This window comes from Pseudomonas sp. LAMO17WK12:I1 (assembly GCF_900177315.1).
GTDB classification, from domain to species: Bacteria; Pseudomonadota; Gammaproteobacteria; order Pseudomonadales; family Pseudomonadaceae; genus Aquipseudomonas; species Aquipseudomonas marginalis.
This window is the reverse complement of the sequence record NZ_FWZV01000018.1, coordinates 1-18,129: the sequence shown is the minus strand read 5'-3', so window position 1 is coordinate 18,129 and position 18,129 is coordinate 1. Positions and strand designations below refer to the sequence as shown.

Here is an 18,129-nt window from a genome sequence, read left to right as displayed (position 1 = left end):
TCATGTGGGAGGGGGCTTGCCCCCGATGAGGGCGTGTCAGTTGATGCAACTTTAACTGACCCAATGCTATCGGGAGCAAGCCCCCTCCCACATTTGAACTGCTTTGCTTTACAGCCCGCCCGTACGCTCCGCCAGTGCTTCGAGCAGGTCGGCCGATGGCACGAAAAACAACCCGCCGGTGACCGCCGTGCTGAAGTCGAGCAAGCGGTCGTAGTTGCCTGCCGGGCGGCCGACGAACATGTTTTCCAGCATCTGCTCCAGCGGCTGCGGCGAGCGTGCGTAGCCGATGAAATAGGTGCCGAACTCCCCGGCACCGGGGCGGCCGAAGGGCATGTTGTCGCGCAGGATTTTCACTTCTTCGCCGTTCTCGTCGGTGATCACGGTCAGGGCGCTGTGGGCATTGCTCGGCTTGGCGTCTTCGCCTAACTCGATATCCGACAGCTTGGTGCGCCCGATCACCTTCTCCTGGGCTTCCACCGTCAGGCCGTTCCAGGCGGTCATGTTGTGCAGGTACTTCTGCACCAGCACGTAGCTGCCGCCTTCGAATCCGGGGTCTTCGTCGCCAACGATAGTGAAGCCCACGGCCTTGCGCCCCACCGGGTTCTCGGTGCCGTCGACAAAGCCGATGATGCTGCGCATGTCGAAGTAGCGGAAACCCTGGACTTCATCCACCACCTTCACGCTATCGCCCAACGCTGTCATCAGCTGGGTGGCGAGTTCAAAGCACAGGTCCATCTGCTCGGCGCGGATATGCAGGAGGATGTCGCCGGGCGTCGATAACGCCATGCGCCCTTCCACACCGAACTCGCGAAACGGGTGCAACGCCGCCGGGCGCGGTGCGCCGAACAAGCGGTCCCAGGCCTGCGAGCCAAAGCCGCAGACGCAGGTGAGGTTGCCCGCCGGCACGCGCTTGCCCACCGAACGCACCAGCCCGGCGATGTCTGCGCACCAGGCGCGCACGCCGTCTTCACTGCCAAGGGCGATGGTGGCGACCATAAAGATCGCGCTGCTGGTGATCGGGTGGCAGACGGACTGCGGTTCAAGAGGCGGCTGAACGGAGGAAGTCGGCATGGGGCAAATCCAGGCTAAGGGCGGGAGTGAACCCGCGCAGGTTAGCAGATCATTTCCGGCACGCCTGCCACACGTCGCGAATCAAGGCCTTGAGCTGCAACGCCTCGGCCCAGCGATCACTGATTTCACGCCCATCGGCACCGGTGATGGCATAGGGCGGCGGGCCCAGTTCGCAGGTGAAGGACAGGCTGTGCGGGGTGTCGGGGCGGGCCAGCCAGTCCTCGATCCCGTAGCGCCACCACTGGGTAAAGCGCTGCACCCAGGCCTGGTGCTGGGGGAACGCCAGCGACACCTGCACCTGTTCACTGCTGGCCACACGACCATGAAAGCCCCAGCTGTGGCGCAGGATCGTGCGGATCTGCTCATCGTCTTCAACGGCGCCGGGCTCGGGCAGCTCGCGCCCGACCACGTAGTGAGACAGGTCGGCCAGCAGCTTCAAATCGGGCATCTGCGCCAGCAGGTCGAGGGTGAACAGCAGGTCGTTGGTGAGGCGATAGCGGTGGGTTTCCAGCAGCACCGGAAAGTCCACCTGCTCGGCCAGGCGTTGCCAGCCTTCGATCAAGCGGGCGGCTTCGGTTTGGGTGCGCGGGCGCACATCGGCTTGCAGGGTGAGGTGGTGGCAGCCATGGCGGCTGATCACATCCAGTGCGGCCGCCAGGTCGTCGACGCTTTGCGGGAACAACTGGCCTTCGATCTGCAGGCCCCGCGCCGTGGCGGCGGCGTGCAGGCGCGCGACATCGGCGGCTTGCCAGTAGTGATCGGTAATGCCGTCGAAACCGGCGGCCTTGATGCGGTCGAGTTGGGCCTCCAGGGGGCCGGGCTCGGTGTGCATCGCCCAGAGGGATTGGAATACCAGGAATTGGCGCATATCAGCCTCGCAGCAGGTGTTTGAGGGACACGTCGGGGTCGACCAGGCTGGCCGCGTTCAGGGCGATGCGCGCGCTGATCAGGCGTTCGCACAGCTTGATGTCCTTGGCCACGCTGTTGCCGGGGCCCCAGCCGCAGGCGCCTTGCAAACGTTGGTCGGCGTCGAGGTAGAACAGCAACAGCCCCGCGCCCGGCAAGGCACGGCTGACGGTCAGCGGCGTGATCACGCCCACAGTCTGCAAGCCCCAGTCGTACTGGTCGGACCAGAAGCCGGGCAGCGCTTCGAACGGCTCCTCACGCCCGAGCATGTTCAATGCGGCATGCCGCCCTTGCGCCTCGGCATTGCGCCAGGTTTCCTGGCGCTGGTACTCACCGCCGAGGCGAAACTCGCACACGTCACCTGCCGCGTAGATGTCCGGCACGCTGGTGCGCAGATGCGCATCGACGCGAATGCCCTGCCCCACCTCCAGCCCCGCCGCCACGGCCAGCTCGATATTCGGTTGCATGCCGATGCCGACCACCACCAGGTCGCAGGGCAGTAACTGCCCGTCCACCAGTTGCACCGCCTCTGCATGGATCGACTCCAACGCCACATTCAAGCGCACGTCGACACCCTGTTGGCGATGCACCTGCAGCAGCGCCTCGGAGATGACCGGCGCCAGCACCCGGCCCGCCAAGCGTGGCCCGGCTTCGAGCACCGTCACCTCACAGCCCAGGCCACGAGCGGTCGCCGCGACTTCCAGGCCGATAAACCCACCGCCGACAATCACCAGCCGCGCTCCGGGCCGCAACGCGGATTTCAGCGCCAGCGCTTCATCGTGGGTGCGCAGGTACAACACGTTGGCCTGCGCCTGGGGCAGACGCCGCGCCCTGCCCCCGGTGGCCAGCAACAGGCCGGCGTAGGACAGCCACTGGCCGTCGGCCAATTGCAGGCGGTGCTGCGGCGGGTCCAGTTCGCGGACCGGGTTACCGGCGATATGTTCGATGCCCAACTCGGCGAGCCGGGCGCTGTCGCACAGGCTGCAGCCGGCCAGGTCCATGCTGCCCTGCAACAGGCCCTTGGACAGGGGCGGCCGCTCATAGGGCACGTGCGGCTCGTCGCCGATCAGGATCAGACGGCCCCTGTAGCCTTCCTCGCGCAGGGTCAGTGCCGCGCGGCCACCGGCATGGCCGGCGCCGACGATGATCAGGGCTGCGTTCATCATCAAGCCGTGACGGCGAGCAACACCCGCCCCGCTTCGACCCGTACCGGGTAGGTCTTGAGGTTGACGCACACCGGCGCGCCCAGGGCCTTGCCCGAGCGATAATCGAAGCGCCCGTTGTGCTTGGGGCACTCGATCACATGGTCCATCACCAGGCCGTCGGCGAGGTGGATTTTCTCGTGGGTGCACAGGCCGGCGGTGGCGAAAAACTCATTGTCCGCCGAGCGGAACACCGCGTAGGTGTGCGCCCCGTGGTCGAAGCGCAGCACGTCTTCCGCGTCTATTTCGCCCACGGCGCAGACGTCGATCCATTGATCGTTCATGGCGTTTTCTCTTGTTCTTGGGTGGGATTCAGCCGGCAGTGGCTTCTGCATGCATCGGGGCCCTGGCGGCCGGTTCAGCGCTGGGGCGGATGGGACGCTGGACGAAGTAAGTCGGATCGCTGCGCTGCTTCCAGATCGTCGGAAGGATCTCCTTGTACGCCTCGAACAGGTTGGCGTACGGCGGCGGGCAGTCGCTGCGGATCTCTTCGTGCAATTGCGCCAAGGCGTGGTACGGCACCATCGGGTACATGTGGTGTTCGAGGTGGTAGTTCATGTCCATGTAGATAAAGCGCAGCACGCGGTTCATGTAGATGGTGCGGCAGTTGCTGCGGTGGTCGAGCACATCTTCGGCCAGGCCCACATGCTGGGTGAGGCCGAACACGTAGCCGAGCCAGGCGCCGTAGATACTTGGCAGCCCAACCAGCATCAGCGGCAGCCAGCTGTGCAGGTACAACGCGGTGCCGATCACCAGCGCATAAATACCGACCCAGATACGCGCAGCGCGGAACACCTTGGGCCACTCGGATTCGGGGATGAAATCCGCCTCCTGGGCACTCATCTGGCCGATGGCATGGCGCGCCACGCCGCTGAAGGTCTTCCAGGCCAGGGGCAGGTTGAACAGGCTGAGAAACATCATCGGCAGGCTAGGCGGGCGTGGCTCGACGATCTCCGGGTCGCGGCCGACGACGATGGTGTCGGTGTGGTGCCGGGCATGGCTCCAGCGCCACACGTGGGGTTCGAAGATGCACATGAAGCTTGCGACCTGGTACAGCACGTCGTTCATCCAGCGGGTCTTGAACGCGGTGCCGTGGCCGGTTTCGTGCCAGCGCGGGTTGGACGCGGTGCCGTACAGCACGCCATAGGCGAGGAAGAACGGCACGCAGGCCCACGTGCCCCAGAACCAGTAGCCGCCGAATCCGGTGGCCAACAGCGCGGCCGCCCAAATAGCAGTGTCGAGCAAGGCCGGGCCGTCGCGGCGTTGCATCAGTTCTTTCATGCGTTTACGGGAAATCGGCGATTGGTACCAACTGGCCGAGACCAGGCCTTTTTCCGCCGCGCGGGCAGCTTCGGGGCCGGTGAGGCTGTAGTCGCGCCGAGCGGTGTGAGCGGTGTGTTCAGGCATTGTTATTGTTCTCCGCAAGCGAGAGGTTTCAGGTGCTTTGCGAAACCAACGATAGAGCGCGGCTAAATCACCCTCAAGGCCTTGAATCCATTCCCTATCAAGCTATCATCCAGGCCCAGCGGGGCTTGATAGTTTTCTATCAAGACGCTCAAGGGGGCTGTCATGAACAACAATAAACGCCCGACCATCGCCACCGTCGCCGCCCATGCGGGCCTCAGCGTGGCCACCGTCGACCGCGTGCTGAATGCGCGCGCGCCAGTCAATCCGCAAACGGCCGAGCAGGTGTTCCAGGCTGCCGAAGCGGTGGGCTATTTTGCTGCACGGTTGATCGGCCAGCGCATACGCGAACGCCGGCCCACCTATCGCTTCGGCATCCTGCTGCTGGGCACCGCCCAGGCGTTCTATGCCCACCTGGCGCAGTCGATCAGCGAGGCGGCGCAGCATCACGCCAGCGCCAACCTGACCTGCCAATTCGACTACATCCACGACCGCACACCCAGCGTCATCGTCGCGCAGATCGAACAACTGGCCGTGCAGTGTGATGCCCTCGCCGTGGTCAGCTTCGCCCACCCGCTGATCAACGCCTGCCTGGCGCAGATCCGCGAGGCCGGTGTGCCGGTGGTGGCCCTGCTTTCGGATATTCACGAGCAAGCCCTGGAACCCTATGTGGGCCAGGACAACCACGTGGTCGGGCGCACCATGGGCTGGCTGCTCGCCCGCACCTGCGGCGCCCGCAAAGGCAGCGTGGGGATCCTGCTCGGCGGCCATCGCTTCCTCGGTCACCAGGCACGGGTCGAAGGCCTGCACAGCTACCTGGCTGAACACGCCCCGGGGCTCAAACCGCTGGAGCCGCTGATCAACCTGGACAACTGCGACATCACCGAAGAAGCCACCCTCGACCTGCTCACCCGCCACACCGACCTGCGCGGCCTGTGCGTGGTGGGTGGCGGTGGCGACGGCATCATCAGCGCCCTGGCGCAACTGCCCAAGCGCCCGGCCTTGTGCTGCATTTTGCAGGAGTCCACGGCGCTGTCACGCCAGGCGCTGAGCCAGGGGTTGATCGATGTGGTGATGGATTCCCAGCCCAGGCAGACGGCGAACGCGCTGGTGCAGTTGCTGGTGGAATTGCAGAGTGCCGAGGGGTTTGATCCGGAGCGGCATCGGGTGTATATCGCGCCGCAGATTGTGACGTCGGAGAACATGTGTGCCTGATACATGGAGATCAAAATGTGGGAGGGGGCTTGCCCCCGATGGCGGTGGATCAGTTAAGTAGATGTCAACTGACACTCCGCTATCGGGGCAAGGGCATCTACGCAACTTTTCAGACCCTGACAAATCTCCCTGTGGCGAGCGGGTTTGTCCCGCGTTGGGCTGCGCAGCAGCCCCAGTCAAGAAGATCGCGGTGTATCAGACACTCTGTAGAGGCTGGTTTTGGGGCTGCTGCGCAGCCCAGCGCGGGACAAGCCCGCTCACCACGACAGCCCTATCCGCCGCGCTTTCAGCGTTGAGCCAACGTTGGGTAGATACCTATGGCTATCGGGGGCAAAACCCCTCCCACATGTCGACCCTATGCGCCGCGAAAATCTGCGGCACTCAACCCGAACCGACTCATCTTGTTGTACAGCCCACCCCGGGACACGTTCAGTTGCCGGGCGGCCAGGCGGATGTTGCCGCCGGTGCTTTTGAGGGCGGCGACGATGGCGTGCATTTCGTGGCTGCTCAGGTCCTGGGCGGGCTGAGGTTCGTGGTGGCGCAGCGTGGCGCGCGGTCTGGTTTCCAGGGGTAGATCGGCCGCCTGGATCAGTTCGCCCGTCGCCAGGTTGGTGGCGCGTTCGATGCTGTTTTCCAGCTCGCGCACATTGCCTGGCCAGGCGTAGGCCGAGAGCAATTCCAGCGCATCCGGGGCAAAGCCCTGTACCGATTTGCGCAGCGAACGGGCGCAGCGCGTGAGGAAGTGCCGCGCCAGCAACGGGATGTCTTCACGGCGCATGCGCAGCGGCGGTACGGTCAGGTTCAGGACGTTGAGGCGGTAGTAGAGGTCTTCACGGAACGCCCCTTCGGCCACCGCCTGGCTGAGGTTGCGGTGGGTGGCGGCAATGATCCTTACGTCCACGGGCCGTGAACTTTTCGCGCCGACGCGGGTAATTTCGCCTTCCTGCAACACCCGCAGCAGGCTGACCTGAGCGTCGAAGGACATATCGCCAATCTCATCCAGAAAGATGGTGCCGCCATCCGCCAGTTCAAACTTGCCCGCCGACCCGCCCCGGGCCGAGCCGGTGAATGCGCCTTCGACGTGCCCGAACAGCTCGCTCTGCACCAGGTCCCGTGGGATCGCGCCGCAGTTGACCGCCACGAACGGACCGTTGGCGCGGTCGCTGGCGTTGTGGATGGCCTGGGCGAACAGCTCCTTGCCGGTGCCGCTTTCGCCGAGGATCAGGGTGGTGGATTCACTGCGACTGGCGATGCGTCCCAGGTGCAGCGCGTCCTGGATCGCCCGCGACGTGCCCTGGATGGTATCGAAGGTGTAGCGCGCCTGGGTGCTGATGATGCGCCGGGTGATTTCACGGATGCGGCGGTTTTCGCGCAGGGACACGATCACCCCGCCCTGCTCCAGCGGGCACACCGAGACCAGGCAGGCGAGCTGGCTGCGGTCGTGCAGGTGGAAGGTGCAATCGAGGTCACGCACCGGCTCACCGCCGCGTAAAAGCATGGCGTCACTCAATTCACTGCGGCCCAGGCGCTGGAAGGGGCTGCCGATCAGCTCCAGCCCCACCCCGAACAGTTGCCGGGCATAACGATTGAGCGCCTTGATGCAGCCACGCTCATCGAGCACCACCAGGCCTTCGTTAAGCACTTCGAGCACGGTTTGCTGCTCTTCCAACAGCGCTTGCAGGGCCATCTGGCGGGAGACCGCTTCGGCAGCCGCTTGTACGGTACCGAGGGTGTGAAAATGAAACCAGCCGGGTTCGGCGGTGAGGGTCAGCATCGCCAGGGTCTGGCCCTGGGCATTCCTGATCGGCGCGGCGGCGCAGTGCATACGGCGTTGGCGCAGGCCGCTGCCGAAGTTCTCCTCGGCCAGCACGTACACCAGGCGGTCTTCGGCCAGGGCCAGGCCGGTGCAGTTGGTGCCCTGGACCGATTCGAGCAGGCGGCTGCCGACGGGGGTGATGTCCAGCCCGCAGAAATACAGGGTGGTGCCCTCGGCGTCGGTGAGGTTGATATGGCCGCGAGGGTTGTAGGCCAACAAGCCGTGCATGACCTGCGCGGCGGCGGCGATCAGGACGCGGTGGGTGGCCAGGGTGGCAGCAAGATCGTGGGGCGCCACGAAGCGGTACTGGCTGTCATCCGGGTCGATACCCGCCTCTACGCTGCGGCGCCAGGAATCCCAGATCACCTGCCGCACCTCGGCCGGGCGCTGCACCCGCCCGGCCAGGCACGCGCGCCACGCCTGTTCCAGCGCAGCAACCGGGCCGTCGTTCAGCGCCGCAGGCCCCAGGGCCGCCAGGTAGTCGAGGTCTTGTACGCTGAACGCCATGCTCATCGGGCGGTATCCATGTTCATGTTTTTGACATGTCAGTATAGGCATGTCATCAGAATGAACACATTTTGTTTATTGTATTTTATAAAGCCTTAATTATCAGACAGTTATAAATTGGCATAACCTTTGCTCCAGCCCCTTTGCCAGCCAGGGCTGTCCTGCGGCCAACAATAAAAAGGGGTTATTTCATGAGTACACAGAACATCCGCCTGGGCTTGATCGGTGCAGGTCGCATGGGCAGCTTCCACGGCCTGACCGCTGCGCGACACATCCCCGGCGCAACCCTCGCCGCCATCGCCGACCCCACTCCCGGCCAAGCCGCACGCCTGGCGGCCGAACTGGGCGTGGACAAGGTCTACACCGACCCACAGCAGCTGCTCGACGACCCGGACATCGACGGCGTCCTCATCGCCGCCCCCGCCCGCAGCCACGCCGAACTGGTGATCAGCGCCGCCCGCGCCGGCAAGGGGATCTTCTGCGAAAAACCCATGGCCATCACCCTCGACGAAGCCGACCGCGCCATTGCCGCCGCGGCCGATGCGCGCGTGCCGCTGCAGGTCGGTTTCAATCGGCGTTTCGCCAAGAGCTTCCGCACGGCCCACCTCGACGTGGCGGCCGGCCGCATCGGCACGCCGCAGTTGTTGCGCTCGCTGACCCGCGACCCGGCACTCAACAACCCGGCCAATTCGCCGCAATGGGTGATCTTCCTGGAAACCCTGATCCACGACTTCGACACCCTGCGCTACCTCAACCCCGGTGCCGAAGCGGTGCAGGTGTATGTGATGGCCGACGCATTGATCGCGCCGGAGTACAAAAGCAAAGGCTTCCTCGACACCGCCGTGGTCGCGATCCGCTTCGACAACGGCGCCATCGCCACCGCCGAGGCCAACTTCCAGGCGGTGTACGGCTACGACGTGCGCGGCGAAGTGTTCGGCAGCGCCGGCATGCTGAGCATGGGCAGCCTCAACGACTCCGACCTGGTGCGCTACCTGGCCGAGGGCATCCAGGCCGACACCCAGCGCATGGACACCGACCTGCTGCGCGACGCCTACATCGCCGAACTCAACCACTTTGTCGACTGCCTGCGCAGCGGCGCCAAGCCCATGGCCAGTGGCGAAGACGCGCGCGCCGCCCTGGCGATTGCCCGTGCCTGCATCGAGTCGTTCCAGACCGGCAAGGCCGTGGCCGTGCAGGGAGCCCGCTGATGAGCCCGTTCAAACTGGCGATCAGTGCCGAGATGGTGTTTCTCGACCTGCCCTTCGTCGAGCGCGTGAAGCGCATCCATGCACTGGGTTTCAGTGCCGAAATCTGGAACTGGACCAATAAAGACATCAGCGCCCTGGCCGCCACCGGCGCCGATTTCACTTCGATGACCGGCTATATCAGCGGCACCCTCACCGACCCCGACGGCATCCGCCAACTGCTCGACAGTGCGCGCGAATCCATCGGCGTCGCCGAGCGCCTGAACTGCCCCAGCCTCAACCTGCACGGCACCGGACTCGGTGACGGCGGCCTGCCGGTGCAGCCCGTGGGCCAGACCACCGGGCGCATGTGGCTGAGCGCGTGCAAGGCGCTGGAAAAGATCGCGCGCCTGGGCGAAGACGCCGGCCGCGTGTTCCTGCTGGAAAACCTCAACACCGAGGTCGACCACCCCGGCACCCCGTTCGCCCGCGCCGACGACACCCTGGCGCTGATCGAAGCCGTGGGCAGCCCGCACCTGAAAATGAACCTGGACCTGTACCACGCGCAGATCGGCGAAGGAAACCTGATCGAGCTGATCCAGCGCGCAGGCAGCGCCATCGGTGAAATCCAGGTGGCCGACGTGCCCGGACGCCAGGAGCCCGGCACCGGCGAAATCCACTACCCGGCCATAGCCAGGGCCCTGCACGCCATGGGTTACAACGGCGTGGTCGGCCTCGAAGGCTGGGCCAGCGGCGACAGCGAGTTGGCCCTGGAGCGTTTCCGTCAAGCGTTCACCCTATAACAATAAAAGGAACACCCTCATGCATCGCTATTCATTGCTTGTTGCTGCGTTTTTACTGCTGTTCAGCCAATGGACCTTCGCCGCGTATCGCATCGGCGTGAGCATCGCGCGGGTCGACGATAACTTCATGACCTACGTGCGCACCGGCCTGGAAAATGCCGCCAAGCAACAGGACGTGCAGATCCAGTTCGAAGACGCCCAGGGCGACGTGGTGCGCCAGCTCAACCAGGTCGAAGGCTTTCTCAACCAGAAAGTCGACGCCGTGATCGTGCTGCCGGTGGACACCGCCGCCACCGCCAACATGACCCGCGCCGCCGTGGCGGCCAAGACGCCACTGGTGTACGTCAACCGCCACCCGGATGAGCGCACCTTGCCCAAGGGCGTGGTCACCGTGGCATCCAACGATATCGAGGCCGGGCAATTGCAGATGCGCTACCTCGCGGAAAAGCTCGGCGGCAAAGGCAATGTGGCTATCATCATGGGCGACCTCGCGCAGAACGCCACCCATGACCGCACCGAAGGCGTCAAGCAGGTGCTCAAGGACTTTCCCGGCATCAAGGTGGTGGAGCAGCAAAGCGCCGAGTGGCAACGCAACAAGGGCATGGACCTGACCAGCAACTGGCTGCTGGCCGGCACGCAGTTCGATGCGATTGTGGCCAATAACGATGAAATGGCGATTGGCGCGGCCATGGCCTTGCAACAGGCGGGCAAGGCCAAGGGCGAGATTGCGATTATCGGCATCGACGGCTTGCCCGACGGTCTGGCGGCGATCAAGCGCGGCATGCTCACGGCGTCGGTATTCCAGGACCCCAAGGCCCAGGCCACTCAGGCAGTGCAGTCGGCGATCAGGATGATCAAGGGCGAGCCGATCGAGTCCGAGGTGTGGGTGCCGTTCGAGCTCATCAAGCCCGAACAGGTGGCGGTGTTCGAACAGCGCTACAAGTAAATCGAAGATAAGGCGATCAAAATGTGGGAGTGGGCTTGCCCCCCGATGGCAGTGGGTCAGTTGATACATCCGTGACTGATCCACCGCTATCGGGGGCAAGCCCCCTCCCACACTTGGATCTCAATCAGTCCAGGTCACTTGCATCATGGCGCTCGGGCAACTGTTCCTCGCCCGACACCCGATTCACCCGCCGCCCACGCTGCACCGCCGGCCGCGCCTCAATCGCGTCCGCCCAGCGCTGTACGTGCTTGTACTCGTGCACCGAGAGAAACTCCGCCGCCCCATACAAGCGGCCTTTGACCAGCCCGCCGTACCACGGCCAGATGGCGATATCGGCGATGGTGTATTCATCCCCGGCGATGTATTCGCTCACGGCCAGGCGCTGGTCCAGCACATCCAGTTGGCGCTTGGTTTCCATGGCAAAGCGGTTGATCGGGTATTCCATCTTGCTCGGCGCATAGGCATAGAAATGCCCGAAGCCGCCGCCCAGGTAGGGCGCGCTGCCCATCTGCCAGAACAACCACGACAGGCATTCCGCGCGGGCCGCCGGCTCGGTGGGGAAGAAGGCGCCGAACTTCTCGGCCAGGTACTGCAGGATCGCGCCGGATTCGAACACGCGAATCGGCTGGACGCCGCTATGGTCCATCAAGGCCGGGATCTTCGAGTTCGGGTTGACCCCGACAAAGCCGCTGCCGAACTGGTCGCCGTCGCCGATCTTGATCAGCCAGGCGTCGTATTCCGCGCCGCTGTGCCCCAGGGCCAGCAGTTCCTCGAGCAGGATGGTGACCTTCTGCCCATTGGGCGTGGCCAGGGAATACAGCTGCAGCGGATGCTTGCCGACCGGCAATTGCTTTTCATGGGTGGCGCCGGCGATGGGCCGGTTGATGCTGGCGAAGGTGCCGCCACTTTCGGCGTCCCAGGTCCAGACCTTGGGTGGGACATAGCTGGATGAATCGGTCATGCTCACTGCTCCTGAGGCGCTTGGGATGGATGAATTCAAAGCGCATCTTACCGATTGGCTCACATTCAGATACCCCCACATGGCCGACAGACTTGAAGATATTCTCGCCAAACACCTGAAGGTCGTGTTCTGCGGCATAAACCCCGGCAAGGGTTCCGCCGCCCTCGGCCTGCATTTCGCCAACCGCAGCAACCGCTTCTGGCGCACCCTGCACCTGGCCGGCTTCACGCCCCATGAAATCCGCCCCGAACACGGGCGTACGCTGCTGCACTACCACTGCGGCCTGACCACGTTGGTGGAACGTCCCACGGCCAGCGCGGGCGAATTGGCACGGCATGAGTTCACCCAGGCCGCGACGGGCTTTGAACACAAGATCCGCCACTGCGCGCCGCGCTTCGTGGCGTTCATGGGCAAGTCCGGCTACAGCGCGTTGAGCGGCCAACGCGAGATCGCCTGGGGCTTGCAGCCAAAGGTGCTGGGCGGTGCGTCAGTGTGGGTGCTGCCCAATCCCAGCGGACGCAACCTGGCGTTCAGCCTGGAGCAGCTGGTGCAGGCGTATCAACAATTGCGCCGGGCGACCGAGTGCCCTTAATCTCTTGGGCTCGTCACCCTGACAGCAATGGAGGCTTCATGAAACTGATCGGCATGCTGGACTCGCCCTACGTGCGCCGCGTGGCTATTTCCCTGGACCTGTACGGGGTGGATTTCGTGCATGAACCCCTGTCCGTGTTCCGCACCTTCGACGAATTTGCGCAGATCAACCCGGTGGTCAAGGCCCCTACCCTGGTGCTGGACGATGGCACGGTGTTGATGGACTCCAGCCTGATCCTGGAGTACCTGGAAACCCTGGCCCCGGCTGACAGGAAGCTGTTGCCCCGGCAACCTGCGGCACTGGCCAAGGACTTGCACGTTCTGGGACTGGCGCTGGCAGCCTGCGAGAAGAGCGTGCAGATCGTCTATGAACACAACCTGCGCCCGGCCGAGAAGCTGCATGCGCCATGGCTTGAGCGCGTGAGCGGGCAATTGCTTGCGGCCTATGGGTTGCTGGACAAGCAATTGGGCGACAGCGAAGCATTGACCCAGGCGTCGATTACGGCGGCGGTGGCCTGGTCGTTCAGCCAGTTCACCGTGGCATCGGTGGTCAAGGCGGATGCATTTCCCAACCTGCAACGGCATGCCGAAAGGCTGGAGCAGCATCCGGCGTTCAGGCGTTACCCCATCGCCTAAGCACAGCAGTTCAAATGTGGGAGGGGGCTTGCCGCCGATAAGGGTGGATCAGTTATAGAAGTACTGCCTGAACCACCGCTATCGGGGGCAAGCCCCCTCCCACATTGATTTGGGTTGCATGAACTGACGTGTTCGGCTCAGACCCAGCCGCCATCCACAATAAAGTTCTGCGCCGAACACATCGCCGAGGCATCGGACGCGAGAAACAGCGCCATATTGGCGATGTGTTCCGGCAGTACGCTGCCGGGCAGGCACTGGCTGCGGCTGATCAGTTCCTTGGCGGCGTCATCCACCCACATGGCCAGCTGTTTTTCGGTCATCACCCAGCCCGGCACCAGTGTGTTCACCCGGATACGGTTCGGCCCCAGTTCCCGTGCCAGCGCGCGGGTCATGCCGTGGGCGGCGGCCTTGCTGGCGGCGTACACCGGGTAGCCGGCGGAGGCCATCATCCAGCCGACGGAGCCGAGGTTGATGATCGAGCCGCTGCCGGCGCGTTTCATCATCGGCACCACGGCCTTGGCGGCAAAGAAGGCGTGTTTGAGGTTGACTGAGATCAGCTTGTCGAAGGTTTCCGAATCGACTTCTTCCAGGGTGTGGCGCACGTCATTGGCGGCGTTGTTCACCAGTACGCTGATCGGCCCCAGGGAATGTTCGAAGCGCCCTATGGCCGCCTTGTAGGCGATTTCATCGGTGATGTCGCAACACACGAACTCCACGGCATGCCCCTGGGAACTCAACAACGCCGCCAGGCGTTCGCCCTGGCTTTGCGCGCGGTCCACAAACCCGACCTTGGCACCCTGCACGGCGAAGGCGCGCACCATGAATTCGCCGATCCCCGAGGCGCCCCCGGAAATCAGTACGGTCTTGCCCTTGAGGTCGGGATAAACGGCGTGTTCAGTACTCATAAAAGGATGCCTCGATCAATTAGTCTTATTTTATTTTACGAAATCGGCTTTAAAGGCTATAAATTCGCTGTCCAACCGACAAAATATCGCTATTAGTAGAACTATTCCACTCAAAACAACAAAAGGAAGTTCGACCATGAAGCACCCTCGATACCTGCTGTCCGGCCTGGCGCTGTCCATGCTGATCGCCAGCGGCGGCGCCCAGGCGGCCGGCCTGAGCAGCGAGCAAAAACCTTTCGGTAAAACCAACGACGGCACCGCCGTCGAACAGTACATCCTGCGCAACAGCCACGGCATGCAAGCCACGGTGATCACCTACGGCGGCGTGTTGCAGTCGCTGAAAGTGCCGGACAAAAACGGCAAGGTCGACGACGTGGTGCTGGGCTTTGACGACGTGCAAGGCTATCAAGCCGGTACGGCGTTTTTCGGCGCAACCATCGGCCGCTTCGGCAATCGCCTGGCCGGCGGTGCCTTTGAACTCGATGGCAAGCGCTTCCAGGTGCCGCTCAACGACGGCCCCAACTCACTGCATGGCGGCGCCCAGGGCTTCGACAAGCAGGTGTGGAAGGCCGAGCCGGTCAAGGACAAGGACTCGGTCGGCGTGAAGCTGAGCTACCTGTCCAAGGACGGCGAGATGGGCTTTCCCGGTAATTTGAAAACCGAAGTCACCTATCGCCTCAACGACAGGAACGAACTGCACATCGACTACAAGGCCACCACCGACAAGCCGACGGTACTCAACCTCACCAATCACAGCTACTTCAACCTGGCCGGTGCGGGTAACGGCGACATCCTGAAGCACGTCGCTACATTGCATGCCAGCCATTACACGCCGGTGAATGCCACCTTGATTCCTACCGGCGAACTCGCGCCGGTCAAGGGCACGCCGATGGACTTCCTCAAGCCCACCTCGGTCGGCCAGCACATCAAGGAAGATCACCCGCAGCTCAAATTTGCCGAGCCGAAACAGGGTGGGTTTGACTTCAACTGGGCGCTGGACACCAAGGGCGACGTCAAGCAACTTGCCGCCGAGGTGCACGACCCGGCGTCAGGCCGGCGCTTGCAGCTCTACACCAGCGAACCGGGCGTGCAGTTCTATACCAGCAACTTCCTGGATGGTTCGGTGAAGGGCAAAGGTGGCAAGACCTATCTGCACTGGAGCGGGTTTACCTTGGAGACCCAGCACTTTCCGGATGCGCCTAACCAACCGACGTTTGCCTCGACCCGTTTGAATCCAGGGCAGACGTATACCCAGAACACCGTCTTCAAGTTCTCCGCTGATTAACCTGACATCAACCCGCTTCGGTTAACGAAGCGGGCTTTTTTTGTGGTGAGCGGGCTTGCCCCGCGCTGGGGCGCGAAGCGGCCCTGAAACCCGCGACCCGGTTCAGCCTGGAAGAATGCAGTGACTGTGTTGGGGCCGCTTCGCGCCCCAGCGCGGGGCAAGCCCGCTCACTACAACCGGCTTGTTTACCACCATCAGCGTTGTTTCATGCGGTCGATGACCACCGCCAGCAGCAGGATCGAACCGCGGATCACATACTGGTAGAAGGTGTCGATGTTCTTCAGGTTCATCGCGTTCTCGATGATCGCCAAAATCAACACCCCGGCGATCACGTGACGGATCATGCCGATGCCGCCGCTCAACGACACCCCGCCCAGCACGCAGGCGGAGATCACCGTCAGCTCGAAGCCCTGGCCGATCATCGGCTGGCCCGAGGTCATGCGCGAGGCGAGGATCACCCCGGCCAATGCGCCGATCAGGCCGTGCACGGCGAAGATCAGGATCTTGGTGCGGTCGACATTCACCCCCGCCAGCAACGCCGCTTCCGGGTTGCCGCCGATGGCCATGGTGTTGCGCCCGTAGGTGGTGTAGTTGAGCAGCCAGCCGAAAAACAGGAAGCACACGATGGTGATCAGGATCGGCACCGGTACGCCCAACAGTTGGCCGTTACCGAAGATAAAGAACTGGTCCTGGGATACGCCCACCGCCTTGCCGTCGGCAAAGATATAGGCCAGGCCGCGCACGATCTGCATGGTCGCCAGGGTGGTGATCAACGCATTGACCCGCAGCTTGGCGATCACGATGCCGTTGATCAGCCCCACGATCAGGCCCATCAGCAACGCCGCGCCGATGCCCAGCATGACGCTGTCGGTGTCGCGCATCACAATCGCCGCCACCACGCCGGCGCAGGCGATCACCGAGCCCACCGACAGGTCGAAGTGCCCCGATGCCAGGCAGAACAGCATGGTGCAGGCGGCAATGCCCACGGTGGAAATCGCCAGGCCCAGGCCACGCATGTTCAACGGCGAAAGGAAGTTATCGATGAGCAAGGCGCACAGGACAAAGATGCCCACCGCCGCCAGCAGCATCGCCCAGTTGTCGAGCAGTGCGCGCATATCGAGGGGTTTGCGTGCCGTCGGCAGCGCGTTGTTTTGAGTGGTCATGGTCTTCTCTCAGTTCGCCAGGCCGCGCGGCAGGGCCAGTTGCAGCAGGTTGGATTCAGTCGCGTGTTCACGGGTTTGTTCGCCGCGCATCGCGCCTTCGCACAGCACCAGGATGCGATCGGAGATGCCCATCACTTCCATGAGGTCGCTGGACACCACGATCACCGCAATGCCATCGGCCGCGAGGTTATGGATAATCTGGTAGATCTCGGCCTTGGCGCCGATGTCGATACCACGAGTCGGTTCGTCGAGCAGCAGCACCTTCATCGGCATCGACAGCCAGCGGCCGAGAATGGCTTTCTGCTGGTTGCCGCCGGACAGGTACATGATCTTTTGCGCGGCGGTCGGGGTTTTAACCTTCATCGCCTTGATCTGCTGGTCGGCATTGCCCTTCTCCCAGCCATCGCGCAGTAACCAGCCGAACGAAGAGTGGGCGCCACGGGCGCTGATATTGATGTTCTCGGCGACGCTGGACAGCGGAATGATGCCTTCCTTCTTGCGGTCTTCCGGGCACAGCAGTACACCGGCGGCGATGGCATCACGCGGTGAGCGCAGTGTCAGTGCTTCACCGCAGAGCTCCAGGCTGCCGGCGCTGGCGCGCTCCAAGCCGCTGAGCAAACGGAACAGCTCCGTGCGCCCTGCCCCGACCAAGCCGAACAGGCCGAGAATCTCGCCCTTGCGTACCTCAAAACTGACCGGCTCACGCAAACCCGGGCCCAACAAACCGTCGACCTTGAGCGCCACCTCGCCGTGCTCGCGCGGGCGGTAGTCGTAGATGTCCTGGATGTCGCGACCGACCATGCAGGTCACCAACTGGTCGTGGGTCAGCGCGCTCATGTCATCGAAGGTGCGCACGTAGCGGCCGTCCTTGAACACGGTGACCGCGTTGCAGATGCGGAACACTTCTTCCATGCGGTGCGACACATAGAGCACCACTTTGCCCTCGTCCCGCAGGCGCGTGATGATCGCCATCAAGCGGTCGATCTCCCGCGCCGACAGGCTGCTGGTGGGTTCGTCGAAGGCAATCACATGGGCGCCACGGGACAGCGCCTTGGCGATTTCCACCAGTTGGCGCTGGCCCAGGGACAGGCGCCCGAGTTTTTCCTCGGGGTCGATTTCATCCGCCAGGCTCTTGAGGCAAGCCAGGGCCTGCTTGCGCAGCAGGCCCCGGTTGACCACGCCGAAGCGCGAGGGCAAATGCCCGAGGAACAGGTTTTCGGCGACGGTCATTTCCGGCACCAGGTGCAGCTCCTGGTGGATCACCGCGACGCCGCTGGCGATGCTGTCGGCGGCGCATTTGAACGCCATGGTCTGCGCGCCGATCTGCACGCTGCCGCTGCTGGGAATATAGGCGCCGCCGAGGATCTTCAGCAGCGTCGACTTACCGGCACCGTTCTCGCCCATCAGGGCGTGTACCTGCCCCGGGTGGGCGGTGAAGCTGATGCCGTCCAGCGCCTTGACCCCGGGAAAGGTTTTGCCGATAGCGTCGAAACGCAGGGCCGCCGCCGTCATTTCCACAGCCCGATCTTGGTCA

General features: G+C 63.6%; 17 protein-coding genes. 7 read left to right on the top strand and 10 right to left on the bottom strand.

Annotated features, from left to right (window positions below; all coding sequences use genetic code 11):
- Positions 1-108: 108 nt before the first annotated feature.
- Genes B9N88_RS28160 through B9N88_RS28140 form a run of 5 tightly spaced genes read right to left on the bottom strand, consistent with a single transcriptional unit; the run spans position 109 to position 4,586 of the window.
- Complete coding sequence (locus tag B9N88_RS28160; RefSeq protein ID WP_027607572.1) at positions 109-1,071, bottom strand: Dyp-type peroxidase; 963 nt, start codon at positions 1,069-1,071, stop codon at positions 109-111.
- A 49-nt stretch (positions 1,072-1,120) separates the two neighbouring features.
- Positions 1,121-1,939, bottom strand: a complete 819-nt coding sequence (locus B9N88_RS28155; protein WP_027607573.1) for a sugar phosphate isomerase/epimerase family protein — start codon at positions 1,937-1,939, stop codon at positions 1,121-1,123.
- A 1-nt stretch (position 1,940) separates the two neighbouring features.
- The gene (locus B9N88_RS28150) at positions 1,941-3,140 is read right to left on the bottom strand and encodes an NAD(P)/FAD-dependent oxidoreductase (protein WP_027607574.1); all 1,200 of its coding nucleotides are present in this window, start codon (positions 3,138-3,140) and stop codon (positions 1,941-1,943) included.
- Between the two features lie 2 nt (positions 3,141-3,142).
- Positions 3,143-3,463, bottom strand: a complete 321-nt coding sequence (locus tag B9N88_RS28145; protein ID WP_027607575.1) for a MocE family 2Fe-2S type ferredoxin — start codon at positions 3,461-3,463, stop codon at positions 3,143-3,145.
- A 28-nt stretch (positions 3,464-3,491) separates the two neighbouring features.
- On the bottom strand, positions 3,492-4,586 hold the full coding sequence (locus B9N88_RS28140) for a fatty acid desaturase family protein (protein WP_027607576.1): 1,095 nt from the start codon (positions 4,584-4,586) through the stop codon (positions 3,492-3,494).
- A 162-nt stretch (positions 4,587-4,748) separates the two neighbouring features.
- On the opposite strand from B9N88_RS28140, the gene B9N88_RS28135 reads away from it, so the two are divergent.
- Positions 4,749-5,798: a LacI family DNA-binding transcriptional regulator gene (locus tag B9N88_RS28135; protein ID WP_027607577.1), complete on the top strand. Its 1,050-nt coding sequence runs from the start codon at positions 4,749-4,751 to the stop codon at positions 5,796-5,798.
- Between the two features lie 355 nt (positions 5,799-6,153).
- On the opposite strand, the gene B9N88_RS28130 is transcribed toward B9N88_RS28135, so the two are convergent.
- The gene (locus tag B9N88_RS28130; protein ID WP_027607578.1) at positions 6,154-8,127 is read right to left on the bottom strand and encodes a sigma-54 interaction domain-containing protein; all 1,974 of its coding nucleotides are present in this window, start codon (positions 8,125-8,127) and stop codon (positions 6,154-6,156) included.
- Between the two features lie 185 nt (positions 8,128-8,312).
- Here B9N88_RS28130 and B9N88_RS28125 point away from each other — a divergent pair, with 185 nt between their 5' ends.
- Genes B9N88_RS28125 through B9N88_RS28115 form a run of 3 tightly spaced genes read left to right on the top strand, consistent with a single transcriptional unit; the run spans position 8,313 to position 11,054 of the window.
- Positions 8,313-9,329 (top strand): Gfo/Idh/MocA family oxidoreductase, encoded by a 1,017-nt coding sequence (locus B9N88_RS28125; protein WP_027607579.1) that lies wholly within the window; start codon positions 8,313-8,315, stop codon positions 9,327-9,329.
- Positions 9,329-10,108, top strand: coding sequence for a TIM barrel protein (locus B9N88_RS28120; RefSeq protein WP_027607580.1), 780 nt, complete (start codon positions 9,329-9,331; stop codon positions 10,106-10,108). The genes B9N88_RS28125 and B9N88_RS28120 overlap by 1 nt, the downstream gene beginning before the upstream one ends.
- Before the next feature lie 19 nt (positions 10,109-10,127).
- The gene (locus B9N88_RS28115; RefSeq protein ID WP_027607581.1) at positions 10,128-11,054 is read left to right on the top strand and encodes a sugar ABC transporter substrate-binding protein; all 927 of its coding nucleotides are present in this window, start codon (positions 10,128-10,130) and stop codon (positions 11,052-11,054) included.
- 124 nt (positions 11,055-11,178) lie between these two features.
- On the opposite strand, the gene yghU is transcribed toward B9N88_RS28115, so the two are convergent.
- Positions 11,179-12,015 carry a glutathione-dependent disulfide-bond oxidoreductase gene (gene yghU / locus B9N88_RS28110; protein WP_027607582.1) on the bottom strand — a complete coding sequence of 279 codons (837 nt, stop codon included), beginning with the start codon at positions 12,013-12,015 and terminating at the stop codon, positions 11,179-11,181.
- 79 nt (positions 12,016-12,094) lie between these two features.
- Between yghU and mug the strand changes: the two genes are divergently transcribed.
- Together mug and B9N88_RS28100 are read left to right on the top strand one after the other, a co-directional pair.
- Positions 12,095-12,607, top strand: a complete 513-nt coding sequence (gene mug / locus B9N88_RS28105) for a G/U mismatch-specific DNA glycosylase (protein ID WP_027607583.1) — start codon at positions 12,095-12,097, stop codon at positions 12,605-12,607.
- 38 nt (positions 12,608-12,645) lie between these two features.
- Positions 12,646-13,242 carry a glutathione S-transferase family protein gene (locus B9N88_RS28100; protein ID WP_027607584.1) on the top strand — a complete coding sequence of 199 codons (597 nt, stop codon included), beginning with the start codon at positions 12,646-12,648 and terminating at the stop codon, positions 13,240-13,242.
- A 137-nt stretch (positions 13,243-13,379) separates the two neighbouring features.
- Here the strand turns inward: B9N88_RS28100 and B9N88_RS28095 are convergent, their stop codons facing one another.
- The gene (locus tag B9N88_RS28095) at positions 13,380-14,147 is read right to left on the bottom strand and encodes an SDR family NAD(P)-dependent oxidoreductase (RefSeq protein WP_027607585.1); all 768 of its coding nucleotides are present in this window, start codon (positions 14,145-14,147) and stop codon (positions 13,380-13,382) included.
- Between the two features lie 136 nt (positions 14,148-14,283).
- Between B9N88_RS28095 and B9N88_RS28090 the strand changes: the two genes are divergently transcribed.
- The gene (locus tag B9N88_RS28090) at positions 14,284-15,432 is read left to right on the top strand and encodes an aldose epimerase family protein (protein WP_027607586.1); all 1,149 of its coding nucleotides are present in this window, start codon (positions 14,284-14,286) and stop codon (positions 15,430-15,432) included.
- Positions 15,433-15,626: 194 nt separating this feature from the next.
- On the opposite strand, the gene araH is transcribed toward B9N88_RS28090, so the two are convergent.
- Together araH and araG are read right to left on the bottom strand one after the other, a co-directional pair.
- Positions 15,627-16,595, bottom strand: coding sequence for an L-arabinose ABC transporter permease AraH (gene araH, locus B9N88_RS28085; RefSeq protein WP_027607587.1), 969 nt, complete (start codon positions 16,593-16,595; stop codon positions 15,627-15,629).
- 9 nt (positions 16,596-16,604) lie between these two features.
- Positions 16,605-18,107, bottom strand: a complete 1,503-nt coding sequence (gene araG / locus B9N88_RS28080) for an L-arabinose ABC transporter ATP-binding protein AraG (RefSeq protein WP_085205433.1) — start codon at positions 18,105-18,107, stop codon at positions 16,605-16,607.
- Between the last annotated feature and the right edge of the window lie 22 nt (positions 18,108-18,129).